The 24,349-nt window shown below is 66.8% G+C and carries 21 protein-coding genes; 12 read left to right on the forward strand and 9 right to left on the reverse strand.

The window, feature by feature from the left end:
• Positions 1-30 precede the first annotated feature (30 nt).
• The 4 genes from lpxA to ACS5PK_RS06205 are packed head-to-tail and all read left to right on the forward strand — an operon-like array spanning position 31 to position 3,344.
• Positions 31-819 (forward strand): acyl-ACP--UDP-N-acetylglucosamine O-acyltransferase, encoded by a 789-nt coding sequence (gene lpxA, locus ACS5PK_RS06190; protein WP_439439367.1) that lies wholly within the window; start codon positions 31-33, stop codon positions 817-819.
• A 2-nt stretch (positions 820-821) separates the two neighbouring features.
• The gene (gene lpxB, locus ACS5PK_RS06195; RefSeq protein WP_439439368.1) at positions 822-1,967 is read left to right on the forward strand and encodes a lipid-A-disaccharide synthase; all 1,146 of its coding nucleotides are present in this window, start codon (positions 822-824) and stop codon (positions 1,965-1,967) included.
• Positions 1,939-2,565, forward strand: coding sequence for a ribonuclease HII (gene rnhB, locus ACS5PK_RS06200; RefSeq protein ID WP_439439369.1), 627 nt, complete (start codon positions 1,939-1,941; stop codon positions 2,563-2,565). Before lpxB ends, rnhB begins: the two co-directional genes overlap by 29 nt.
• Positions 2,562-3,344, forward strand: a complete 783-nt coding sequence (locus tag ACS5PK_RS06205; RefSeq protein WP_439439370.1) for a TrmH family RNA methyltransferase — start codon at positions 2,562-2,564, stop codon at positions 3,342-3,344. The genes rnhB and ACS5PK_RS06205 overlap by 4 nt, the downstream gene beginning before the upstream one ends.
• A gap of 213 nt (positions 3,345-3,557) precedes the next feature.
• On the opposite strand, the gene ppsR is transcribed toward ACS5PK_RS06205, so the two are convergent.
• Positions 3,558-4,379 (reverse strand): posphoenolpyruvate synthetase regulatory kinase/phosphorylase PpsR, encoded by an 822-nt coding sequence (ppsR, locus tag ACS5PK_RS06210; protein WP_439439371.1) that lies wholly within the window; start codon positions 4,377-4,379, stop codon positions 3,558-3,560.
• Between the two features lie 282 nt (positions 4,380-4,661).
• On the opposite strand from ppsR, the gene ppsA reads away from it, so the two are divergent.
• The 8 genes from ppsA to ACS5PK_RS06250 all read left to right on the forward strand — a co-directional run bounded on the left by ppsA (position 4,662) and on the right by ACS5PK_RS06250 (position 14,084).
• Positions 4,662-7,070, forward strand: coding sequence for a phosphoenolpyruvate synthase (gene ppsA / locus ACS5PK_RS06215; protein WP_439439372.1), 2,409 nt, complete (start codon positions 4,662-4,664; stop codon positions 7,068-7,070).
• A gap of 265 nt (positions 7,071-7,335) precedes the next feature.
• Positions 7,336-9,405, forward strand: a complete 2,070-nt coding sequence (locus tag ACS5PK_RS06220) for a VC_2705 family sodium/solute symporter (protein ID WP_439439373.1) — start codon at positions 7,336-7,338, stop codon at positions 9,403-9,405.
• 258 nt (positions 9,406-9,663) lie between these two features.
• Positions 9,664-10,020 carry a 30S ribosomal protein S6 gene (gene rpsF / locus ACS5PK_RS06225; RefSeq protein WP_183102705.1) on the forward strand — a complete coding sequence of 119 codons (357 nt, stop codon included), beginning with the start codon at positions 9,664-9,666 and terminating at the stop codon, positions 10,018-10,020.
• A 37-nt stretch (positions 10,021-10,057) separates the two neighbouring features.
• Positions 10,058-10,354: a primosomal replication protein N gene (gene priB, locus ACS5PK_RS06230; RefSeq protein ID WP_183102706.1), complete on the forward strand. Its 297-nt coding sequence runs from the start codon at positions 10,058-10,060 to the stop codon at positions 10,352-10,354.
• A gap of 35 nt (positions 10,355-10,389) precedes the next feature.
• Entirely contained in the window at positions 10,390-10,680 is a 291-nt protein-coding gene (gene rpsR, locus ACS5PK_RS06235; RefSeq protein ID WP_183102707.1) for a 30S ribosomal protein S18, read from the forward strand.
• Between the two features lie 14 nt (positions 10,681-10,694).
• Positions 10,695-11,147: a 50S ribosomal protein L9 gene (rplI, locus tag ACS5PK_RS06240; RefSeq protein WP_439439374.1), complete on the forward strand. Its 453-nt coding sequence runs from the start codon at positions 10,695-10,697 to the stop codon at positions 11,145-11,147.
• A gap of 207 nt (positions 11,148-11,354) precedes the next feature.
• Positions 11,355-12,776: a replicative DNA helicase gene (gene dnaB / locus ACS5PK_RS06245; protein ID WP_183102709.1), complete on the forward strand. Its 1,422-nt coding sequence runs from the start codon at positions 11,355-11,357 to the stop codon at positions 12,774-12,776.
• Positions 12,777-12,923: 147 nt separating this feature from the next.
• Complete coding sequence (locus tag ACS5PK_RS06250; RefSeq protein ID WP_439439375.1) at positions 12,924-14,084, forward strand: PA0069 family radical SAM protein; 1,161 nt, start codon at positions 12,924-12,926, stop codon at positions 14,082-14,084.
• A gap of 40 nt (positions 14,085-14,124) precedes the next feature.
• On the opposite strand, the gene ACS5PK_RS06255 is transcribed toward ACS5PK_RS06250, so the two are convergent.
• From ACS5PK_RS06255 to ACS5PK_RS06290, 8 genes are all read right to left on the reverse strand, one after another.
• A complete protein-coding gene (locus tag ACS5PK_RS06255) occupies positions 14,125-15,789 on the reverse strand; it encodes a phosphoethanolamine transferase (protein WP_439439376.1) in 1,665 nt (554 codons plus the stop codon).
• Between the two features lie 93 nt (positions 15,790-15,882).
• Positions 15,883-17,508 (reverse strand): response regulator, encoded by a 1,626-nt coding sequence (locus ACS5PK_RS06260; protein WP_439439377.1) that lies wholly within the window; start codon positions 17,506-17,508, stop codon positions 15,883-15,885.
• Between the two features lie 181 nt (positions 17,509-17,689).
• Entirely contained in the window at positions 17,690-18,835 is a 1,146-nt protein-coding gene (gene dnaJ, locus ACS5PK_RS06265; RefSeq protein WP_439439378.1) for a molecular chaperone DnaJ, read from the reverse strand.
• Between the two features lie 121 nt (positions 18,836-18,956).
• A complete protein-coding gene (gene dnaK / locus ACS5PK_RS06270) occupies positions 18,957-20,900 on the reverse strand; it encodes a molecular chaperone DnaK (protein WP_439439379.1) in 1,944 nt (647 codons plus the stop codon).
• A gap of 84 nt (positions 20,901-20,984) precedes the next feature.
• On the reverse strand, positions 20,985-21,503 hold the full coding sequence (grpE, locus tag ACS5PK_RS06275) for a nucleotide exchange factor GrpE (protein ID WP_439439380.1): 519 nt from the start codon (positions 21,501-21,503) through the stop codon (positions 20,985-20,987).
• Positions 21,504-21,652: 149 nt separating this feature from the next.
• A complete protein-coding gene (locus tag ACS5PK_RS06280; protein ID WP_439439595.1) occupies positions 21,653-22,063 on the reverse strand; it encodes an RNA-binding S4 domain-containing protein in 411 nt (136 codons plus the stop codon).
• Positions 22,064-22,068: 5 nt separating this feature from the next.
• Complete coding sequence (gene hemH, locus ACS5PK_RS06285; RefSeq protein ID WP_439439381.1) at positions 22,069-23,160, reverse strand: ferrochelatase; 1,092 nt, start codon at positions 23,158-23,160, stop codon at positions 22,069-22,071.
• Positions 23,161-23,185: 25 nt separating this feature from the next.
• Positions 23,186-24,157, reverse strand: coding sequence for an adenylate/guanylate cyclase domain-containing protein (locus ACS5PK_RS06290; protein WP_439439382.1), 972 nt, complete (start codon positions 24,155-24,157; stop codon positions 23,186-23,188).
• Positions 24,158-24,349 lie beyond the last annotated feature (192 nt).

The raw sequence follows: 24,349 nt of genomic DNA on the forward strand, positions 1-24,349 counted from the left end.
CGGTCACCCCTGGACTCTGGAACGCAGTCGATGAGCAAGATCCATCCCACCGCCATCGTGGACCCCAAGGCCGAGCTGGACAGCTCGGTCGAGGTCGGTGCCTACACCCTCGTCGGGCCGGGCGTGAAGATCGACGCCGGGACGCGCATCGGCCCGCACTGTGTCTTGGAAGGTCCGACCACCATCGGCCGCGACAACCAGTTCTTCCAGTTCAGCTCCATCGGCGCTGCGCCGCAGGACAAGAAGTACGCCGGCGAGCCCACCCAGCTGATCGTGGGGGATCGCAATGTCGTGCGCGAGTTCTGCACCTTCAACCGGGGCACCTCGCAGGACGCAGGCATCACCCGCGTGGGCGATGACAACTGGATCATGGCCTACGTCCACCTGGCCCATGACTGCATGGTTGGCAGCAAGACCATCTTTGCCAACAACGCCCAGTTGGCCGGCCATGTGCACGTGGGGGACTGGGCCATTCTGGGCGGCTTCACCGTGGTGCATCAGTTCGTGCACATCGGCGCGCACAGCATGACGGGCATGGGCTCCATCCTCTTCCAGGATCTGCCGCCTTTCATCATGGCCGCCGGCAACACGGCCGAGGCCCGCAGCTTCAACCTCGAAGGCCTCAAGCGCCGCGGCTTCACGCCCGAGCAGCTCAATGCCGTCAAGCAGATGTACCGCATCCTCTACCGCCGCGGCCTCACCGTGGATCAGGCCAAGATGGAGATGATGGCCCTGCAGGGTGAGCAGGCTGCAGCGCGCGACACCATCCAGCTGATGCTGGATTTCCTCAACACCGCCACGCGCGGCATCATCCGCTGAACATGCCTGAGGTCGCGCCCCGCCTCAGCCTGGTGGCCGGCGAGGCCTCCGGTGACCTGCTCGGCGGCCTGCTGCTGGCAGGCCTGCGCGAGCGCTGGCCTGGCCTGCAGGCGGACGGCATTGGCGGCCCGCGCATGGCTGCGCAGGGCTTTGAAGCCTGGTGGCCGCATCACAAGCTCTCGGTCTTCGGCTATGTCGACGCCCTGCTGCACCTGCGTGAGATCCTTGGCATCCGCAAGGCCCTGGGCGAGCGGCTGCTGGCGGATCCGCCGCGGGCCTTTATCGGCATCGACGCCCCTGACTTCAACTTCGCGCTGGAGGCGAAGCTCAAGGCCGCGGGCATCAAGAGCATCCATTTTGTCTGCCCCTCGATCTGGGCCTGGCGGGCCGAACGGGTGAACAAGATCCGCGCCTCGACCGACCACGTGCTGTGTCTCTTCCCCTTCGAACCCGCCCTGTTGGCCGAGGCCGGCATCGCGGCGAGCTATGTGGGGCATCCGCTGGCTGACGTCATCCCCATGGAGCCGCCCAGGGCGGCTGCCCGCGCCCGGCTGGGCCTGGGGGAGGGCGACACCGTCGTGGCCCTGCTGCCTGGCAGCCGCAAGAGCGAGATCCGCTACATCGCGGAGCCGCTGCTGAAGGCCGCTGCGCTGATGAGCCAGGCGCGGCCCGGGCTGCGCTTCGTGATGCCCGTTGTGCCGGGACTGCAGGACCTCGTCCAGCCCCTGGCCCGCCAGCATGCCGCCGGTCTGGACCTGCAGCTGCTGGACGGGCAGTCGCACGAGGCCCTGGCCGCCTGCGACATCACCCTCGTGGCCAGCGGCACGGCCACGCTGGAGGCGGCGCTCTTCAAGAGGCCCATGGTGATCGCCTACCGCCTGCATGCGCTGAACTGGTGGCGCATCAAGGGCAAGCGCCTGCAGCCATGGGTGGGCCTGCCCAACGTGCTGGCCGGGCGCTTCGTGGTGCCCGAGCTGCTGCAGGATGACTGCACCCCCGAGGCCCTGGCCCACGAAGGCCTGGCCTGGCTGGACGACCCCGCGCGCTGCGAGGCGGCCGTCGCCACCTTCCGTCAGCAACACGAGACCCTGCGCTGCAACACGGCGCAGCGGGCCGCCGATGCCATCGCGCAAGTCCTCGCGTCCTGAGCCGCCGAAGCAGCTGGGCCTGCTGTGGGACGCACCGGGCCTGATGGCCGGCGTGGACGAGGCCGGCCGTGGCCCGCTGGCTGGGCCCGTGGTGGCTGCGGCTGTCATACTGGACGACGAACACCCCATCGCCGGCCTGGCCGACTCAAAAGTGCTCAGTGAGAAGCGCCGCGAACAGCTCTTCGACGAAATCCGTGCCAAGGCCCTGTGCTGCTGCATCGCCGAGGCCAGTGTCGAGGAGATCGACGAACTCAACATCCTGCAGGCCACGATGCTGGCGATGCGCCGCGCTGTCGAGGGCCTGCGCCTGAAGCCCGCCAAGGTGCTGGTGGATGGCAACCGCCTGCCCACGCTCAAGATCCCAGCCGAGGCTATCGTCAAGGGCGACTCGAAGGTGCAGGCCATCTCGGCAGCCTCCATCCTGGCCAAGGTCTACCGCGACCGCCTGTGCCAGCAGTGGCATGCGAGCCATCCCGAGTACGGCTTTGCCGGCCACAAGGGCTATCCCACTGCCGAGCACCTGCAGGCCCTGCGCGAGCACGGCTTGACACCCTGGCACCGCCGCAGCTTCGGCCCCGTGAAAGCACTCCTCGAATGAAGCCCCAGCTCCAGCACATCAGCGCCCGCGACAACCCCAAGCTGCAGCGCCTGCGCAAGCTGGCGCAGGAGGCCTCGGCCTACCGAAAGCTGGGCAGCGTCTGGCTGGAAGGGGACCACCTTGCGCGTGCTGCTTTGCAGCGAGGCTGCCGGCCGTCCATGGCAGTGATTACCGAAGGTGCCTGCCAGGACACCGAACTGCTGGCGCTGGCCGAGCAAGCGCCGCTGGTGCTGGTGGTCAGCGAGGCCCTGTTCCAGGGCCTCAGCGGCCTGGAGAGCCCCGCCCGCATGGGTTTCGAGATGGCCCTGCCTTCGGATGCCATCCTGCGGCCTGGCGTGGACACCGTGGTGCTGGACCGCCTGCAGGACGCGGGCAATGTCGGCACCATCCTGCGCAGTGCTGCCGCCATGGGCTTTCGCCAGATCGCCGCCTTGAAGGGCACGGCGGCTCTGTGGTCGCAGAAGGTGCTGCGAGCTGGCATGGGCGCGCACTTCGGCCTGCGCCTGGTCGAGGGGCTGCAGCCAGCCGATCTGGACCGCCTGCAGCTGCCACTGATCGCCACCAGCTCACATGCCGACGAGCAGCTCCACCGCGTGCAGCTGCCCAGCCCCTGTGCCTGGGTGATGGGTCACGAAGGGCAGGGCGTGCAGCCTGAGCTGATGCAGCGCTGCACGCTGACGGTGGGCATCCCCCAGCCGGGCGGCGAGGAGTCCCTCAATGTGGGCAGTGCGGCCAGCATCTGCCTTTACGAGAGCGCCCGCCAGCGACTGCTGCGCTGACAGCTGCTCTCCCCAAAAAGGAAAGACCCGCTGCAACGCAGCCGGGCCTTTCCGTCCCGCACGACGGACGCGGATCCAGCTCTGCCGGGCCGCCGTCCGTGCCCCCTTGCGGGCGCTGAGGCCGGGCACAAACGCCGTGGCGTTTGTTCCTGCCGAAGGACTGGGTTTCTGGCCCGGTGCGCCCTGCAAGGTTGCGAAGCGCGTAGGGGGTGGTCAATAGATCAGTCGGTCAGGGCGGATGTCCCGCAGGATCGTGGTGGCGATCTCCTCGATGGACTTGTGCGTCGATGACAGCCACGAGATGCCCTCGCGCTTCATCATGGTCTCGGCCTCGTTGACCTCGTAGCGGCAGTTGAGGATGTCGGCGTACTTGCTGCCGGGGCGGCGTTCGTTGCGGATCTGCGAGAGGCGCTCCGGATCGATGGTCAGGCCGAAGCACTTGCGCTTGTGCGGGCTCAGCGTGGAGGGCAGCCTGCCGCGCTCGAAGTCCTCGGGGATCAGCGGGTAGTTGGCGGCCTTGATGCCATGCTGCATGGCCAGGTACAGCGAAGTGGGTGTCTTGCCGCAGCGGCTCACGCCCACGAGGATGACGTCGGCAGCGTCCAGGTTCTTGGCAGACTGACCGTCGTCATGGGCCAGCGAGAAGTTGATGGCCTCGATGCGGTCGTGATATTCCTGGCTCTTGGCCACGTCCGAGAAGCGGCCCACGCGGTGGTTGGACTTGATCTGCAGCTCTTCTTCCAGCGGCGCGATGAAGGTGCCGAACATGTCCAGCAGAAGGCCCTTGCATTGCGCGCGGACCACCTCCAGCACCTCGGTATTGACCAGCGTGGCGAAGACGATGACCCGCTGGCCTTCGCTATCGCACAAGTCATTGATCTCGCGGACCACCTGCCTGGCCTTGTCGGCGCTGTCGATGAAGGGGCGGCGCACGTGGCGGGGCTTGCCGCCGAACTGCGCAAGGATCGAGTTCCCGAAGGTTTCTGCGGTGATTCCGGTGCCGTCCGAGACGAAATACACGGTGCGATTGGGCATGTCCTGTTTCTCCGGCAAACCTGGTTTCGTGGTGTTCCATCATAGAAGCTGATGCCCGTAGAATCGGCCGCATTCGATCGCTGGAAAGCCACACCCAGGCACGCACAGAGCCATGCAGCCGCTCCTCCTCCAAGCAGAACCCAGAAATGGTGGAGCCGCGCATGTCTTTCGTCGGGTGAAGTCTGCTGCCAGTGCTGCGCCGAAGGATGCGCCGCTCGCCCTCCGCGAGCCTGCTGCGCCCGGCGTGGGAACCCCGGTTTCACAACATCACGGAGTTTTCCCATGTCCTCTCGCTTCGATGCGGCCGCCCTGGTCGTCCCGTTTGAGAATCTGAGAATGAGCGACGTCGAGGTCGTTGGCGGCAAGAACGCCAGCCTCGGCGAAATGATCTCGCAGCTCGCCGCTTCCGGCGTGCGCGTGCCGGGCGGCTTTGCCACCACGGCCCACGCCTTCCGCGAGTTCCTGAAGTTCCAGGGCCTGGATGCCCGCATCCAGAAGCGTCTGGCCGATCTCAACACCGACGACGTCCGCGCGCTGGCCGAGGCCGGCGCCGAGATCCGCGGCTGGGTCGAGGCCCAGCCCTTCCCGGCGGACCTGGAAGCGGCCATCCGCAGCTCCTTCGCCACGCTGACGGCCGACAACCTCGACGCCACCTTCGCCGTGCGCTCCTCCGCCACCGCCGAGGATCTGCCCGACGCTTCGTTTGCCGGTCAGCAGGAGACCTTCCTGAACGTGCATGGCATCGAAGAAGTGCTGCACAAGATGAAGGAGGTCTTCGCCTCCCTCTACAACGACCGCGCCATCAGCTACCGCGTCCACAAGGGCTTTGAGCACAGCGAGGTGGCTCTTTCTGCGGGCGTGCAGCGCATGGTGCGCTCCGACCTCGGCTCGGCCGGCGTGATGTTCACCATCGACACCGAGTCCGGCTTCAAGGACGTGGTCTTCATCACCTCCAGCTACGGCCTGGGCGAGACGGTGGTGCAGGGCGCTGTGAACCCGGACGAGTTCTACGTCCACAAGCCGGCGCTGAGCAAGGGCAAGTTCCCCGTGATCCGCCGCAATCTGGGCTCCAAGCTGATCCGCATGGAGTTCAGCACGCCCGAGGAGAAGGCCACCAGCGGCAAGCTGGTCAAGACCGTAGACACCGCCCCCGAGCAGCGCAACCGCTACTCGCTGACCGATGACGAGGTCATCGAGCTGGCCAAGTACGCACTGATCATCGAGCAGCACTACGGCCGCCCCATGGACATCGAATGGGGCCGCGACGGCGTCGACGGCAAGCTCTACATCCTGCAGGCCCGCCCCGAGACCGTGAAGAGCCAGGCCGAGGGCCAGGTCGAGCACCGCTACAAGCTCAAGGGCCATAGCGTGGTGCTGGCCGAGGGCCGCGCCATCGGCCAGAAGATCGGCACCGGCCCCGTGCGCCTGGTTCACAACATCTCCGAGATGGAACGCGTGCAGCCTGGCGACGTGCTGGTCACCGACATGACCGACCCCAACTGGGAGCCGGTGATGAAGCGCGCCAGCGCCATCGTCACCAACCGCGGCGGCCGCACCTGCCACGCGGCCATCATCGCCCGCGAGCTGGGCATCCCGGCCGTGGTGGGCTGCGGCGACGCCACCGAGAAGCTCAAGGACGGCCAGCTGGTCACTGTGGCCTGCTCGGAAGGCGACACCGGCCACATCTACGACGGCCTGCTGGAAACCGAGATCACCGAGGTGCACCGCGGCGAGATGCCCTACTGCCCGGTCAAGATCATGATGAACGTGGGCAACCCGCAGCTGGCCTTCAACTTCGCCCAGATGCCGTCCAGCGGCGTGGGCCTGGCCCGTCTCGAGTTCATCATCAACAACAACATCGGCGTCCACCCCAAGGCCATCCTGGACTATCCCAACATCGATGCCGACCTGAAGAAGGCCGTCGAGTCCGTGGCCCGCGGCCACGCCTCGCCGCGCGCCTTCTACGTGGACAAGCTGGCCGAGGGCATTGCCACCATCGCCGCCGCCTTCTTCCCGCGCCCGGTGATCGTCCGACTGTCCGACTTCAAGAGCAACGAGTACCGCAAGCTGATCGGTGGCTCACGCTATGAGCCTGACGAAGAAAACCCCATGCTGGGCTTCCGTGGCGCCTCGCGCTACATCAGCGGCGAGTTCTCCGACGCCTTCGCCATGGAATGTGAAGCCCTGAAGCGTGTGCGCAATGACATGGGCCTCACCAATGTCGAGATCATGGTGCCCTTCGTGCGTACCGTTCGCCAGGCCGAGCGCGTGGTGACCATGCTGGCTGAGCGCGGCCTCAAGCGTGCCGCCGATGGCGGTACCGACGGCCTGCGCCTGATCATGATGTGCGAGGTGCCCAGCAACGCCATCCTGGCCGAGCAGTTCCTCGAGCACTTCGACGGCATGTCCATCGGCTCGAATGACCTGACCCAGCTGACCCTGGGCCTGGACCGTGACTCCGGCCTTGAGCTGCTGGCCGGTGACTTCGACGAGCGCGATTCGGCCGTCAAGGCCCTGATCTCGCGCGCCATCACGGCCTGCCGCGCCACTGGCAAGTACATCGGCATCTGCGGCCAGGGGCCCAGCGACCACCCGGACTTCGCCGACTGGCTGGCGCAGGAAGGCATCGTCTCGATGTCCCTGAACCCTGACAGCGTGATCGACACCTGGCAGCGCCTGGCAAAACGTTGACCCCCCTGCCGGCTTCGCCGGTCTTGCAGGCCGCGTCAGGCCAGCAGCCTGACCCCTCGGTAGGCGCAAACGGCGTCCGTTTGTGGCCGACCTCGGCCCCCCGAGGGGGCGCGCCCGTAGGCCCGGCAGAGCCGGATCCTCGGGCGCCGCTGGGGGCGCGACGCCACTGGCTTGCGCATCCAGTGGCAAGGACGCCGGTCTGGTCGGATGCCTGCCGGGTTGATCTTGATGCGGCGGCCGGCCGCGCTCGCGCATCATTGCTGCCATGTCCTCCCGCCCCTTGCTGCCCCGACTGAACCGCATCTATGCCGGTTTCACGCTGGGCTTTGTGCTCTTCGTGGCCCTGCTGGCGCTGCTGGAGCAGTGGGGCATGCCCAAGAGCTGGATAGGCTTCAGCTTCCTGGCGGTGACGGTGCTGGTCTATGCCGGCATCGGCATCATCTCCCGCACCACGGACCCGGAGGAGTACTTCGTGGCCGGACGCCGGGTTCCGGCCTTCTACAACGGCATGGCGGCCGGCGCGGACTGGATGAGCGCGGCCTCCTTCATCGGCATGGCCGGCACGCTGTACCTCAGCGGCTATGGTGGCTTGGCCTTTGTGCTGGGTTGGACCGGCGGTTTCTGCCTGGTTGCCTTGCTGCTGGCGCCCTATCTGCGGCGGCTGGGCCAGTTCACCATCCCCGACTTCCTGGGGCAGCGCTATGACAGCCAGTGGGTGCGCCTCTTCGGCGCCGCCGCGGCCATCGCCATCTCCTTCATCTATGTCGTGGCCCAGATCTACGGCGTGGGCCTGATCACCACGCGGCTCACCGGCTTGACCTTCGAGATCGGCGTCTTCGTGGGCCTGGGGGGCGTGCTGGTGTGCTCCTTCCTGGGCGGCATGCGGGCCGTCACGTGGACGCAGGTCGCGCAGTACATCGTGCTGATCCTGGCCTACCTGGTGCCTGTGGTCTGGCTCTCGATCAAGCAGACGGGCGTGCCCATCCCGCAGGCGGTGTATGGCTACCAGGTGCAGCGCATCACCGAACGCGAGCAGCAACTGGTGCGCGACCCGGGCGAGACCTCGGTGCGCGAGTTCTTCGCCAGCCGCGCCCGCGACTACGACCGCAAGCTCCAGGACCCCGAGCAGGCCCTGGCCCGCGAGCGTGCGGAAGCCTCGCGCCGCATTGCCGAGCTCAAGGCCCGCGAGGCCACGCTGGCCCAGATCCAGCAGGCAGAGAAGCAGCGCGCAGCCTTGCCCAAGACACCTGCCGAGGCCGAGGAACGCTGGACGCGCGCCAAGCAGCAGGACGAGCACCTGGCCCAGCCCCTGGCCGGTATGCCGCCCCATGCCCAGCCCTTTGCCGGCAAGCCGGACGGCACACTGGACGAGCGCGAGGAGTTCCAGCGCTCGCGCCGCAACTTCCTTGCCCTGGTTTTCTGCCTCGCGGTGGGCACGGCGGGGCTGCCCCACATCCTGATCCGCTACCACACCACGGCCACGGTTCGCGAGGCGCGCTACTCCGTGGCCTGGTCCTTGTTCTTCATCGCATTGCTCTACTTCACCGCGCCGGCCCTGGCGGTGATGGTCAAGTACGAGATCTTCAACGGCCTCATCGGCACGCCCATCGCGGAGCTGCCGGGCTGGATTGGGCAGTGGATGCGGGTGGACCCCGGCCTGCTGTCCATCACCGACGTCAACGGCGACGGCATCCTGCAACTGGCCGAGCTGCGCATCGGCGGCGACATCATCATGCTGGCCACGCCCGAGTTGGCGGGGCTGCCCTACGTGATCTCCGGCATGGTGGCGGCCGGCGGCCTGGCGGCAGCCCTGTCGACGGCGGACGGGCTGCTGCTGACCATCTCCAGTGCACTGACGCACGATGTCTACTATCGCGGCGTGAATCCGCGCGCCTCGGCGACCCGGCGCGTGACCCTCTCCAAGGCCCTGCTGCTGGCCACGGCGCTCAGCGCGGCGGCCATCGCCTCGCAGAAGCCCGCGGACATCCTCTTCATGGTGGCCGCCGCCTTCTCCCTGGCCGGCGCGACCCTGGTGCCACCCCTGGTGCTGGGTATCTTCTGGAGCCGCGCCAACAAGCAAGGCGCCCTGGCCGGCATGCTGACCGGCCTGTGCGTGACCGTGTACTACATGGTCCATGCCAGCGCCATGCTGCGTACCAGCCTGGGCGTGCCCGGGCCGGCCCAGACCTGGTGGGGCATCCAGCCCATCTCGGCGGGCCTGTTCGGCATCCCGGCCGGCGTGCTGGCCATGCTGCTGGTGAGTGGGCTCACGCCCGCGCCCAGCCAGTTGGTGCGCGAGCGCATCGCCCTGCTGCACCGGCCGCCGCCGCCCTGAGCGCGGACCGTCGGGCACCGGCCTCCTCCCGGAGCCGGCCGGGTGGGGCAGGGCCGGCGCGGCACAGGCTGCAGGCCTCGTCACACAGGCCGCTGCTCCTGCCGGATGAGCGGGGGATGGGCCGGATTTGGTAAGTGCCGCGTTTTGCGGCTACAATCGCGGGCTTTCCCTTGCCGGACCCAGAGAAGACGCTGGGGTTCGGCTTCCTCAGCCAGGCTGTCATCTCGAGAGCTCGGCTGGAATCCACAAGGAGTGTTTATGCGTCACTACGAGATCGTTCTGCTGATCCATCCGGATCAAAGCGAACAGGTTCCGGCCATGCTGGAACGTTACAAGGGCCTGATCACCACCGGTGGTGGTGTGGTTCACCGCGTCGAAGATTGGGGCCGCCGTCAGCTGGCTTACCTGATCCAGAAGCTGGCCAAGGCGCACTACCTGTGCCTGAACATCGAATGCAGCAAGGAAACCCTGGCTGAACTCGAGACCGGCTTCCGCTTCAACGACGCCGTGCTGCGCCACATGACCGTGGTCAAGAGCAAGGCCGAGACCGCTCCCTCCGTCATGATGAAGGCGGTCGAGCGCGAGGAAGCCCGCAAGGCTCCTCAGGAAGCCTAAGCCCCAGGTTCTGTCGCGAGCCGTACCCGCGTCTGCAGTGAATCAGCTATTGCTCACCGCGCAGGTACAGGAAGTCGGTCTGATCCGCTACACCCCCGCTGGCATGCCAGCCCTGGACTTCAGCCTCAAGGCCGAATCCGAGGTGCAGGAAGCCGGAAGGCCCCGCAAGGTCTCCCTGGAGATCCGGGCCGTGGTGATCGGAGAGATCGTCAAGCGCATCCAGACGCTCGGCATCGGAGGCCAAGCCCGCTTCAGTGGCTTCCTCAGTGCCCAGCGCAATGGCCGTGGAACCCTGTTCCATGTCACCGCCCTGGATGAGGCTCGCAGCGCCTGATTCGTATCCGGATTGAAAAGTTAAGAGGTCACACTATGCCCCCAGCACGTGGTAAGGGTCGGTTCTCCAAGGACCGCAAGCCCAAGCGCAACCAACAATCGCTGCTGTTCCGCCGCAAGCGTTTCTGCCGCTTCACCGTCGCCGGTGTCGAGCAGATCGACTACAAGGACGTGGACACGCTGCGTGATTTCATCGCTGAAAACGGCAAGATCACGCCCGCTCGCCTGACCGGCACGCGCGCCTTCTTCCAGCGTCAGCTGACCGTCGCCATCAAGCGCGCCCGTTTCCTGGCTCTGCTGCCCTACAGCGACCAGCACAAGGTTTGAGGAGTTAAGACACCATGCAAGTGATCCTGCTTGAAAAGGTGGCCAACCTCGGCAACCTGGGTGACATCGTCAAGGTCAAGGACGGCTACGCCCGCAACTTCCTGATCCCGACCCGCCAGGCACGTCGTGCCACCGAGGCCGCGATCAAGGAATTCGAAGCCAAGCGCGCTGAACTGGAAAAGGCTGCCGCCGAGAAGCTGGCCGCTGCTCAAGCCCTGGGCGAAAGCCTGACCGGCAAGACCATCCGCATCGCCCAGAAGGCTGGCGTGGACGGCCGTCTGTTCGGTTCCGTGACCAACGCCGACGTCGCCGAAGCCCTGAACAAGGGTGGCTTCTCCGTGGTCAAGGCCCAGGTGCGCATGCCTCACGGCCCGCTGAAGGCTGTGGGCGAGTTCCCCGTGAACGTCGCTGCCCACACCGACGTGGTCGTGGAAATCACCGTCCAGGTGGTGGCCGAGGCCGAGTAAGCCTTCGCCAAATCCTGATTGCGCGGTGCCCACGGTACTGCGCACAATCAGCAAAGCCGACAGCCCCTGGCCGTCGGCTTTTGTCATTTCTGGGGCGGGCACTTATACAGGCCTGCCCCCATGTCATGCACAGACTTGTCCACAGCCCCGCGCGCCGCTGGCCGGCCCGAGGGGCGGGCAGGGCGTGCCACCGACCGACGCAGTTTCATGAACGCCATCGTTTCTCCGACCCCTGGTACCCCTCGCGACGAAGAAGTGGCCCGCCTGCGCGTGCCGCCGCATTCCGTCGAGGCGGAGCAGAGCGTGCTGGGCGGCCTGCTGATCGACAACTCCGCCTGGGACCGTGCCGGTGATCTGCTCACCGAGACGGACTTCTACCGCTTCGAGCACAAGCAGATCTTTGCCGCCCTGGGCAAGCTGATCAACGCGGGCAAGCCGGCCGACGTGGTGACGGTCTTCGAGGAGCTGACCTCCCTGGGCAAGGCGGCCGATTGCGGCGGCCTCAAGTACCTCAATGACCTGGCGCAGAGCGTGCCCAGCGCCGCCAATCTGCGTCGCTATGCGGAAATCGTCCGGGAGCGCGCCATCCTGCGCAAGCTGGTCACGACCAGCGACGAAATCGCCACCGCGGCCCTGGCGCCCCAGGGCCGCGCAGTGACGGAAATCCTGGACGAGGCCGAAGGCAAGATCTTCCGTATTGGCGAGGAAGGCTCGCGCAGCAAGCAGGGCTTCCAGTCCATGGACCAGCTGGTGGTGCAGCTGATCGACCGTGTCAACGAGCTGGCCGAACAGGGCGCCGAAGACGTCACCGGCGTGCGCACCGGCTTCTATGACCTGGACCGCATGACGGCCGGCCTGCAGCCGGGCGACCTGATCATCCTGGCAGCGCGCCCCTCCATGGGCAAGACGGCCTTCGCCATCAATATTGGCGAGAACGTGGCGATCAACGAAGGCCTGCCGGTGGTCATCTACTCCATGGAAATGGGCGCCGCCCAGCTGGCCTTGCGTATGGTGGGTTCCATCGGCCGCATCGACCAGGGCCATCTGCGCACCGGCCGCCTGGCCGACGACGAATGGAGCCGGCTCTCCGAGGCCGTGGACAAGCTCGGCAAGGCCTCCATCTTCATCGACGAGAGCCCCGGCCTCTCTCCCAGCGAAGTGCGGGCCCGCGCCCGCCGCCAGGCCCGCATGTGCGGCCAGCTGGGGCTCATCATCATCGACTACCTCCAGCTGATGAGCGGCAATGGCGGCGCGAGCGAAGAGAACCGCGCCACCGTGGTGGGCGAGATCTCCCGCGGCCTCAAGGCCTTGGCCAAGGAACTGCGCTGCCCGGTGATCGCGCTCTCGCAGCTGAACCGAAGCGTGGAAACTCGGCCGGACAAGCGGCCCATGATGTCCGACCTGCGCGAATCGGGCGCCATCGAACAGGATGCCGACATCATCATGTTCATCTACCGCGACGAGTACTACACCAAGGAAGAGTGCAAGGAACCGGGCGTGGCCGAGATCATCATCGCCAAGCAGCGTAACGGCCCCGTGGGCACGGTGAAGCTGGCCTTCCAGCGCATGCACACCAAGTTCGAGAACCTGGCCCCGGGCTATGTGGGTCCGGCGGGGGACGAATACTGATCGGTAGCAGCTGACGGTGCCTGACCGGCCCGGCGAAGCGCAAGGCGCGACGCCGGGCTTTTTGCTGCCCGTGCCGCTGGCGCCAGTGGCTGCGCTGCCTGACGGGTCATTCGCGTGACCGAGGGAATTACTGTATAAATATACAGTATGACAATGCCTCCAACTCCCCAGGATGACGACCTTTTCGCTGACCGCGAAGAGGCTCTGCCGCTGCCGTGGCCGCATGCCATCAAGGGGCGTGGAAGTGCCTTGGTCTTGGCCCATCGCTTCGAACGGGACCAGCGCGAGGCCTATGACGATGGCTGGGGCACCCTGGAACAGCAGGTGCAGGAGGAAACGCTGCCGCCCGAGACGCAGGTGGTCGAGGAGCGCGTGCGGAGCATCCTGAGCAGCAATCAGTCGCCGGACATTGTCTTTGACCTCTCGATCAACCCCTACCGCGGTTGCGAGCATGGCTGCATCTACTGCTTCGCCCGCCCGACCCACAGCTACCTGAATCTGTCGCCCGGCCTGGACTTCGAGACCCGCCTGGTGGCCAAGGTCAACGCCGCCGAGCGCCTGCAGGCCGAGCTGTCCCGCCCGCGCTACCAGCCGCGCCTGCTGTGCATCGGCACAGCCACGGACGCCTATCAGCCCATCGAACGCAAGCTGGGCATCACGCGGCAGCTCATCGAGGTACTCGCGGCGCATCGGCATCCCTTTTCGCTGGTGACCAAGTCCGCGGGCGTGGAGCGGGACCTCGACCTCATTGCGCCCATGGCGGCGCAGGGGCTGGTGGCGGTGTATGTCTCGATCACCACGCTGGATCCGGCCCTGGCCCGCATCCTGGAACCCCGCGCGGCGGCGCCGCATCGACGCCTGCAGGCGCTTCGCACGCTGGCGGCCGCAGGTGTGCCGGTGGGGGTGAGCGTGTCGCCGCTGATCCCCTTCATCAACGAGCCCGAGCTCGAACGCATCCTGGAGCAAGCGGCCGAGGCAGGCGCCCGCGCCGCCTTCAGCATCCCGCTGCGCCTGCCCTGGGAGGTGAATCCGCTGTTCCAGGACTGGCTGCAGCAGCACTTCCCGGATCGCGCAGCGCGGGTCATGGCCCGGGTGCGCGACTTGCGTGGTGGCCGTGACAACGATCCGCGCTTCGGCAGCCGCATGCAAGGGGAGGGCTTGTGGGCCGAGTTGCTGCAGCAGCGCATGCGCAAGGCCTGTGCGCGCCTGGGCCTGAACAGGGAGCGCACGCCCATGGACCTGACCCTCTTCATGCGGCCTTCACTGCGGGCTACAACGCCGCCGGCTGCGCAAGGCGAGCTTTTCTAGGGCACGGATCCCGGGTCCTGCGCGGCCAGGCTTGCAGAGCTCATGGCGCTCGGCGGCAGCGGCGCATCAGGTCCCACTCCGGCCGGTAGATGGCGCTGTGCACCTCGGCCAGGCCCAGCACGGTGTGGCTCAGCCAGTCGTGGGAAATGGGGGTCTCCAACTGCTCGCGCAGGCAGCGCCTGTCCACGCCGTAGCGCTGTGCGCTGGCCTCGGGTAGCCAGACGATCCAGGGTACCTGGGTCTGCTCCTTGGGCGCCACGGCATAGGGCACACCGTGCAGGTAGAGCTTGTTCTCGCCCAGGGACTCGCCATGGTCCGAAACGTACAGCAGGCTCACGTCAAAGCCTTTCTGGCGTTCCAGCCAGCCTATGGTCTCGGCCAGCACGGTGTCGGCATAGACGATGCTGTTGTCGTAGGCGTTGACGACCTGCTCCCGCGGGCATTGCTGCAGGGCGTTGCTGCGGCACTCGGGGGTGAAGGGTTTCTGGCTTTCGGGCGAGCGCTTGAAGTAGGCCGGCCCGTGGCTGCCCATGGGATGCAGGACCAGCACCACGCCGCGCTCACGGCGCTTGGCGTCCAGGGCCTGCAGGCGGGTGTCGAGGTCGTGCAGCAGGGCCATGTCCAGGCATTCGCCACCTGCACACAGGCCGGCGGGCAGCGGGATCTTGCCGGCTGCCTCGGCAGCATGGGCATGCGGGACGCGATCGCACAGGCCCTTGCAGCCGCTCTGGTTGTCCAGCCACAGCACGGCCAGGCCGGCGCGATGCAGGGCATCAAGCAGGTTCTCCTGGTCTGCGCCGTGGTCCAGGAAGTCGCTGCGCCCCAGGTGCGAGAACATGCAGGGCAGTGAGGCTGCGGTGCTGGTGCCGCAGGAGGTGGCCTGGCGGAAGCTCAGGACGTCCAGGGTGGACAGGCGCGGGTTGGTCGGGCGTTCATAGCCGTTGAGCGAGAAGTTGGCGGCCCGGGCCGTCTCTCCGACGAACAGCACCAGCAGGCGCGGCCGCCCTTGGGGATTGGCGGGCTGCCAGCGGGCATCGGCCGCGACGACTGCAGGCGGGCCGTCCGGTGCCTTGCCCGACTCGACCGCCACCACGCCGAGGGACCAGAAAGGTGCCAGAGGGTTCATCATGTAGCGCAGCGAGGGGTAGTTGCGCATGGTCGAGGCCAGGTCGGCATAGCTGCTCATGGCCAACCCCACCATCAGGGCCAGGCCGCCGATGAAACCCGCGAGATTCAGCCCCAGTCGTTTCAGCCAGGACTGCGGCGCCACCGGCTGCCGCCAGAGCCAGAACGCCGGCAGCAGGCCCAGCAGCAGCAGGCTGAGCAGCAGGCGCAGGCTCAGCAGGTCACGCGTTTCCTTCAAGTCGGTTTGCAGGACGTTGACCATCATGGTCGGGTCCATCACGGTGCCGTAGGCGCCCATGAAGTGCGCCGCCGCTGCCGCGCTGAGCAGGCACAGCCCCAGCACCGGCCTGAAGAGCCGCGGCCAGGCCAGCAGGCTCAGCAGCGCACCGTGCAAGGCGATGACCATGCCTGCGAACAAGGCGATGAAGCCCCAGCCCTTGGCACCCTCCAGCTCGGGCAGGAGCAGCATGCGCTGCCACAGCGGCCAGTTGGCCAGCAGGCCCATCCACAAGGCGGCGAGCCAGCTCAGGGCGAGGGGGGACCAGTGCCTGGCCGGGACTTGGAATTCGGAACGCTTCATGCAGGAGACCTGGGCGGGAGACGCCCGGCATTGTGGCCCAGACCGGTGAAGGCGCGGGGAGCGCGCGGCCCGACCGCCGCTTTCTGAGGCGCGTCAGGCGCGCAGGGCCAGGCCGCCTGCCTGACGGACATTGCGTCGGGAGATGGTCACGCCCAGGGGCAGCACGAAACGCTTTTGCAGGGCCTCGATCTGGGTGTTGAGGCTCTCGGCATCCTCGATCTTCTCGGCATGCCTCTTGAGCACGGCCTGGGCCATGTCGATCAGCTTGGCATTGCGGGTCTCCGCGCCCTGCTGGATGAGCAGTTCCACGCCCGTGCGGGCGTTGCCTCGCATGGTGTGCCGCATGGCTGTCTCGGCGATGCCGAAGATCCGTGCATGGCATTCGCGCAGCTCCGTCATGGCCATCTCCTGCTTCTCGCACATGGCAATCAGCACCTCAGTGCTCGCCTTGGAGGTGCAGTAGCGCAGGCCGATCCGGGTGATCAGGTCCTTGATCTCCTCCAGCTGGATCTCCTGGCCCGAGAAGCGGATCCAGAACGCGAGCAGCAGGCTCGCGGCTTCCAGGTCGAAGGCCTCGCTGTCCAGCTCCCGGCTCATGTCGCGAGCCAGCTGCAGGGCGTCGGCCACCCGCCGCTCGTAAAGCAGGCGCAGGCCCTGGATCAGCGTGCCGAAGCGTTGCAGGCGCGTGGCCTTGGGCGCTCGCTCGATCTCGCGCAGCATGGCCTCATGCACCAGCTTGAGGTTCTTGCCGTCGCGCTGGTCGAAACGCATCAGCGCGATCAGGACCAGGGTGAACATATCGAAGAGCTTGGAGCGCAGGCCCTGGATCATGGCCCGCTCCAACTGCTTGAGTGCCTCGTCGCGCTCGCCCGCATAGAAGGCCAGCGTGCCCGCCCGCTGCTGGCGCAGCAGGCAGCCCGGTGTCAGGTTGGCGGCGGTGCGGTAGGTGCGCAAGGCATCGGTGATCTCGCCCTGTTCCATCTGCACGCGGCCCATGACGTCGTAGGAGTCGGCGTGGTCGGGCATGTCACCGATCAGGGCCTCCAGCGTACGCTTGGCCGCGACCAGATTGCCCGAAGCGAGCTCGGTGCGGGCCACGCCCAGGCGGGCCCAGGGTACGGTCTTGGCCTCGATGATGGCGTCGTAGAGCTTGCGGGCGTCTTCCAGACGGTTGAGGCGCAGCAGCAACTCGGCGCCTATGCGCGCGGCATAGAGCCAGAACTGGGCGCGCTCCTCGAAGCGCTTCAGGCACAGCTGGGCCGCTAGCTCGAAGTTCTGCTGCTCGATGGCCTCGAAGATGTCCTTGAGCACGCGCTTGCGGTAGCGCGCATTGCTCAGCCGGTCCGCCAGCGAGGCGCTGGTGTAGGGCTTGATCAGGTAGGCATCCAGCGCGGCCTCGGCGGCCTCGGCCACCTTGGCGTAGGTGGCCTCACCGGTCACCATCACAAAGACGGTGGAGTAGGGCAGCAGGTTCTCGCGGCGCAACTCGTCCAGCAGGTCCTGGCCGGACATGTCGGAGCCGTCGAAGTGGTAATCGCACAGGACGATGTCGTAGGCCTTGTGCTCCAGGATGATGCGGGCGTCCTTGACCCGCGTGGCCTGGCGCACCGTGCCTACGCCCAGCTCACGCAACTGCGCCGCCATCAGGCTGCGCGAGGTGGCGTTGCTGTCGATGACCAGGGCGCTGGCGTCCTGGATGTCCTTGTCGAGCATCTGCATGGGTCAATGGCGGCGTCCCACCATGGGGCGATTCAATCCTGAACTCTTCTGGCGATCTTCGACCAATTCATGCGTGACTTGATGCTCAATATCCCGCAAGGCTGCGGCCAAATTACCACGATGCAATGAAATAGAGCCCCGCGAGGGGCTCCATGCGCACGGTGGCAGGCGCGTCAGGGGCTTACTTGAACAGATCCTTGACCCGGTCCGTCCAGCTCTTGGCGTTGGGCGAGTGGCGTTCGCCGCCGTCCCTGAAGCTCTTGTCGAGTTCCTTGAGCAGCTTGCGCTGGTGCTCGGTGAGTTTGACCGGGGTCTCCACACTGATGTGGCAGTAGAGGTCACCCGGATAGCTGGAACGCACGCCCTTGATGCCCTTGCCGCGCAGGCGGAAGGTCTTGCCGTGCTGGGAGCCTTCGGGCAGGTCGATCTCGGCCTTGCCGCCCAGCGTCGGGACCTCGATGGTGCCGCCCAGCGCCGCCGTGGTCATGCCCACGGGCATGGTGCAGTGCAGATCGTCGCCGTCGCGCTCGAAGATCTCGTGCTGCTTGATGCGGATTTCGATGTAGAGGTCGCCCGCTGGGCCGCCATTCACACCAGGCTCGCCATTGCCCGCCGATCGGATGCGCATGCCTTCGTTGATGCCGGCAGGGATCTTGACCTCCAGCGTCTTGGTCTTTTTGATCTTGCCTTGGCCGTTGCAGCTGGTGCAGGGGTCGGGAATGATCTTGCCGCTGCCATGGCAGTGCGGGCAGGTCTGCTGCACGCTGAAGAAGCCCTGGCGCATGTGCACCGTGCCTGAGCCGCCACACGAGCCGCAGGTCTTGGCCGAGGTGCCTGGCTTGGCCCCGCTGCCATTGCAGGTCTCGCAGGACTCCCAGGCCGGGATGCGGATCTGGGTTTCCTTGCCGCGGGCGGCTTCCTCCAGCGTAATCTCCATGGCATAGGACAGATCGCTACCGCGATAGACCTGCTGGCCACCGCCGCCGCGACGGCCGCCGGCACCGCCGAAGATGTCGCCGAAGATGTCGCCGAATGCCTCGGCAAAGCCTCCGAAGCCCTCAGCGCCCGGGCCGCCCCGGAAGCCGCCAGCGTTCGGGTCCACGCCGGCATGGCCGTATTGGTCGTAGGCAGCGCGCTTCTGGGCGTCGGAGAGCATCTCGTAGGCCTCCTTGGCCTCCTTGAACTTCTCCTCGGCCGCAGCGGCGCCTTCACCCTGGTTGCGGTCCGGGTGGTACTTCATGGCCAGCTTGCGGTAGGCCTTCTTGATGTCCTCTTCGCTGGCGTTCTTGGCGACGCCGAGGACTTCGTAATAGTCACGCTTTGCCATGGGCGGATCCTGGCTTCTCAAACAATTGCGCCGCGCCGGGGGCCAAGGGGTGAGCCCAGGCTTTGGCGCGGCGGGTCAGCACACCCCGCGGGCTGTGGCGCCTGCGGGGGTGGCCGTCGGATTACTTGCTGTCCTTGACTTCCTTGAACTCGGCGTCGACGACGTTGTCATCGGCCGGCTTGGCGGAAGCCTGCTGCTGGGCCTGGGCGCCTGCCTCGGCGGCACCCGCGGCCTGCTGGGCCTGGGCGTCGGCGTACATCTTCTCGCCGAGCTTCTGGCTGGCGGTCATCAGGGCTTCGGACTTGGCGTCGATGGCGGCCTTGTCGTCACCCTTCAGGGCCTCTTCCAGCTCCTTGATGGCGGCTTCGATCTTGTCCTTCTCGCCGGCTTCCAGCTTGTCGCCGTGCTCGCCGAGGGACTTGCGCACCGAGTGCACCAAGCCGTCACCCTGGTTCTTGGCCTGGACCAGCTCGACCTTCTTCTTGTCCTCGGCGGCATTGGCCTCGGCGTCCTTCACCATCTTCTCGATCTCGGCCTCGGAGAGGCCCGAATTCGCCTTGATGGTGATCTTGTTCTCCTTGCCCGTGCCCTTGTCCTTGGCGCTGACGTGCAGGATGCCGTTGGCGTCGATGTCGAAGGTCACCTCGATCTGGGGCGTGCCGCGCATGGCGGGCGGGATGCCTTCCAGATTGAACTCGCCCAGGCTCTTGTTGGCCTGCGCCATCTCGCGCTCGCCCTGGTAGACCTTGATGGTCACGGCCGGCTGATTGTCTTCAGCGGTCGAGAAGGTCTGGCTGAACTTGGTCGGGATGGTCGTGTTCTTCTTGATCATCTTGGTCATCACGCCGCCCAGGGTCTCGATGCCCAGGGACAGCGGGGTGACGTCCAGCAGCAGCACGTCCTTGCGCTCGCCGCCCAGGACCTGGCCCTGGATGGCGGCACCGACGGCCACGGCCTCATCGGGATTCACGTCCTTGCGCGGGTCCTTGCCGAAGAACTCCTTGACCTTGTCCTGCACCTTGGGCATGCGGGTCATGCCACCGACCAGGATCACATCGTCGATCTCGCCCACGGCCACGCCGGCATCCTTGATGGCGGTACGGCAGGGGGCGATGGTGCGCTCGATCAGCTCCTCCACCAGGGACTCCAGCTTGGCGCGGGTCAGCTTGATGTTCAGGTGCTTGGGGCCCGAGGCATCGGCCGTGATGTAGGGCAGGTTGACGTCGGTCTGCGAGGAGTTCGACAGCTCGATCTTGGCCTTCTCGGCGGCTTCCTTCAGGCGCTGCAGGGCCAGCACGTCCTTGGTCAGGTCGACGCCCTGTTCCTTCTTGAACTCGGCAATGATGTAGTCAATGATGCGCTGGTCGAAGTCTTCGCCGCCCAGGAAGGTGTCGCCGTTGGTCGACAGCACCTCGAACTGCATCTCGCCGTCGACATCGGCGATCTCGATGATGGAGATGTCGAAGGTGCCGCCGCCCAGGTCATAGACGGCGATCTTGCGGTCGCCCTTGCCGTGCTTGTCCAGACCGAAGGCCAGGGCCGCGGCGGTGGGCTCGTTGATGATGCGCTTGACGTCCAGGCCGGCGATGCGGCCGGCGTCCTTGGTGGCCTGGCGCTGGGCGTCGTTGAAGTAGGCCGGCACCGTGATCACGGCTTCCGTCACTTCCTCGCCGAGGTAGTCCTCGGCCGTCTTCTTCATCTTGCGCAGCACTTCGGCCGAGACCTGCGGGGGCGCGAACTTCTTGCCGCGCACTTCCACCCAGGCGTCGCCGTTGTCGGCGGGCGCGATGGTGTAGGGCATCAGGTCGATGTCCTTCTGCACTTCCTTCTCGGTGAACTTGCGGCCGATCAGGCGCTTCACCGCGTACAGGGTGTTCTTGGGGTTGGTGACCGACTGGCGCTTGGCGGAAGCGCCGACCAGGATCTCGCCGTCTTCCTGATAGGCAATGATGGACGGGGTGGTGCGAGCGCCTTCGGCGTTCTCGATCACGCGCGTCGTGTTGCCTTCCATGACGGCCACGCACGAGTTCGTGGTGCCCAGGTCAATACCGATGATCTTTCCCATGATTTTTCTCCTGATCCTGAATCTGGTTTCGTTAAGGACGAAATGCGGTTGGGTCGCGGTCTTTCAAGGGCCGCGTACCGTGAATTACTTGGGGGCGGCGACCGTCACCAGGGCCGGACGCAACACACGCTCGGCGATGGAATAGCCCTTCTGCAGGACCGCGACGACGGTGTTGGCCTCCTGGTCCGCAGGCACCACGGAGATGGCCTGGTGCTGGTGCGGATCGAACTTGCTGCCAGTGGCCGGATTGATCTCCAGCACCTTGTTGCGCTCCAGGGCCGCAGCCAACTGGCGGCGCGTGGCGTGCACGCCTTCCAGGACCTGCTCGACGCGGGCATCCGGACGGGCGATGGCGGCTTCCATGCTGTCCATCACAGGCAGCATGGCCTCGGCAAAGCCTTCCACGGCGAACTTGCGGGCCTTGGACATGTCCTCGTCCGAGCGGCGGCGGATGTTCTCCACCTCGGCCTTGGCGCGCAGGTAGGCGTCGGACATCTCGGCCAGGCGGGCCTCCAGATCGGCCAGCTTTTGCTCCGGGCTCTGCTCTGGCGCGGAGGTGGCGGCTTCGGCGGCGGTGTCGGGGGTGTGGTTCTCGGTGCTCATGGATGGTGGGCGTAAATGAGCCCCGGCAGATCATGGTCCAGCCATGAAACGGGGCGACGCGGGCTAGCTGAGGGCGATGCCCTGCAGTTCAAGAGGGGAATTGGACAATTTTTCTGAAGGGAAAACCCTTGATTCTCGCGAAGGGAGGCTCAGTCGGGTTCGGCCTCGGCGCTCCAGCGGTTCCAGTCGGCCAGGCGGCGGCGGTCCTGCTTGGTCGGGCGGCCCTGGACGATGGTGGACGCCGGCTCCGGCGCCAGACGGCGGCTTTCGGCCGCCTGCTCGCGTTTGAGCAGGCTCTCGGCGGTTTCCTCGTAAAGCGTCTGCGCCTGTGGGGCCGGGCCGCGCACGCTGGACAGGGCCCGCACGACGACCTCCCGCTCCACCACACCCTGGCGTAGCTGGAGCACATCCCCCGGCTTGAGTTCGCGCGAAGGCTTGGCCGGCTGGCCGTTGACGCTCACCCGGCCCTTGCTGATTTCCTCGACAGCCAGGGCGCGCGTCTTGTAGAAGCGGGCGGCCCAGAGCCATTTGTCCAGGCGCACGTCCGCGGCAAGGGGCAGGGCCTTCACGCGGCGGCCCCCAGGGCGCGGGCGCGCTGGGCCTGGGCGTCCAAGGAGGCCGGATCGGCTGCCTCGCGCGTTGGCCAGCCCTGAAGATGGCGTTCGGCCAGGTCTGCCAGGGCGCGCATGCCTTGCAGGTCATCGTTGAGGCAGGGGATGTAACTGAAGCGCTGGCCGCCGGAGGTCTCGAAGGCCTCCTTGGCCTCCTGGGCGATCTCTTCCAGCGTTTCCAGGCAGTCGGCGCTGAAGCCTGGGCAGACCAGGTCCACCGATCTGAGTCCGCCCGCCGCCAACTGGCGCAGGGTGGGTTCGGTGTAGGGCTCCAGCCACTTGGCCTTGCCGAAACGGCTCTGGAAGCTCACCAGGTACTGGTCCTGGCGCAGGCCCAGGGCCTCGGCCAGCAGGCGGCCGGTCTTGTGGCATTCGCAGTGGTAGGGGTCGCCCAGGTGCAGGGTGCGCTCGGGCATGCCGTGGAAGCTCATGACGAGCTTGTCGCCCTGGCCGCGCGTGGCCCAGTGGCGGCGCACGCTGTCGGCGAGCGCGCGGATGTGGGCGGGATCGTCATGGTAGCGGTTGATGAAGCGCAGCTCGGGCACATGGCGGGTCTGCAGGGCCCAGCGGGCCACGGCGTCGATCACGCTGCCGGTGGTGGCGCCGGAGTACTGCGGATAGGCTGGCAGGACCAGAACGCGCGTTACGCCTTCGGCCTTGAGCGCGTCCAGCTGGCTGGCGATGGAGGGGTGTCCGTAGCGCATCGCGTGGCGCACCTGCAGCCGGTGGCCGCGCTCGCCCAGCAGGCCTTGCAGCAGCTTGGCCTGGCGTTCGGTCCAGACCTTCAGCGGCGAGCCTTCCTGGGTCCAGACCGTGGCGTACTTGGCGGCGGACTTGGCCGGGCGCACACGCAGGATGATGCCGTGCAGGATCACCAGCCAGACGAGGCGGGGAATCTCCACCACGCGCGGGTCACTGAGGAATTCCGCGAGGTAGCGGCGCAGGGCCGGGGCGGTGGGGGCTTCCGGCGTGCCCAGATTGCACAGCAGTACGCCGGTCTTCAGGGGGCTGCCATGGCGGTAGCCCGGTTCTGTCTTGAAGCTCATGCCAGGATTGTCCCGCAGGCCGGGCTCAGCTGCGGCCGTGGGGTTGGCCGATGGTGCGGGGCTCGGTGTCGGCGAAGTGCAGCACCTCGAAGCGGACGGTTGGCGCCGAGAGATCGGAGGGCGTGCCGCCCAGGCCGATCACGCCGCTGCCGTGCAGGGTGCAGGAGCCGCGGCGCAGGGAGACGATCTCGCTGTCCCGGCCGAAGCGAACGAAGGTGCCGTTGTAGCTGAGGTCGGTCAGCGAGAAGCTGCCGCCGTGCCAGTCGATGCGCGCATGCGAGCGCGAGACGCGTACATCGGTGATGCAGTAGGTGGCCTGCGTGCTGCGGCCCAGGATCACCGGCATGCTGCCGATGTCAAAGATGCGGTCCAGGTCCAGCCAGACCAGGCGGATGCCATCGGGGTCGACGGTGGGCATGGGATCACCGAACTGCGTGGCGGCGGCTGGCTCGCTGCTATAGGCGTAGTTGTCCAGCACGTAGACGTGTACGGGCTCGGCCCGGCCGCGTACGGCGATCAGGTCCAGGCTGCGGAAGCGCAGGCGCTGCGTGACGGTCAGGCCCTGCAGCACCTCCTTGGTGATCAGGGTCTCGTTGTCTCCGGCATGGTCCAGCAGACGGGCCGCCACGTTGACGGCGTCGCCGAAGCAGTCGCCGTTCATCTCTACCACCTCGCCACGGGCCAGCGCCACCTGGAGCTTCAGGCTGCGCAGGCCCGGCGAGGCGCCGTGCTGCTGCCCGCGTGAGACGATGCGCTGAAGGGCTTCATGCATCTGCACCGCGGCCTTGATACCGTCGCTGGCGTCGCTGAAGGCCGCCATGAGACCATCGCCCAGGGTCTTGATCAGCTTGCCGTTGCAGTCCCCGACGGCGCGCCCCACGAGGTTGACCGCGTGGGTGACCACCGACGTGGCCTCGGCATTGCCCAGGGTCTCGAACAAGGCCGTGCTGCCGCGCAAGTCGGCAAACAGGACGATGCGTTCGCTGATCTGGGTCATGGGTGAGGGGTGTCGATACTGCGTGACAGAAGTCGCAGTGTAGCGGCGTGGCGGAGGCCTCTGATTGGCGATAACGCCAGCCTGGGTCACCCATCTTCAGGCGCCCCCTGGGGCCGGGCGGGGTGGGGTGACGCCTTGTTGCAAAAAGAAAAGCCGATGCGCGGGGCATCGGCTTGGTGGGGGTCATGTCTT

Origin of the sequence: Roseateles sp. DB2 (assembly GCF_051857535.1) — a bacterium.
Lineage (GTDB): Bacteria > Pseudomonadota > Gammaproteobacteria > Burkholderiales > Burkholderiaceae_C > Roseateles_B.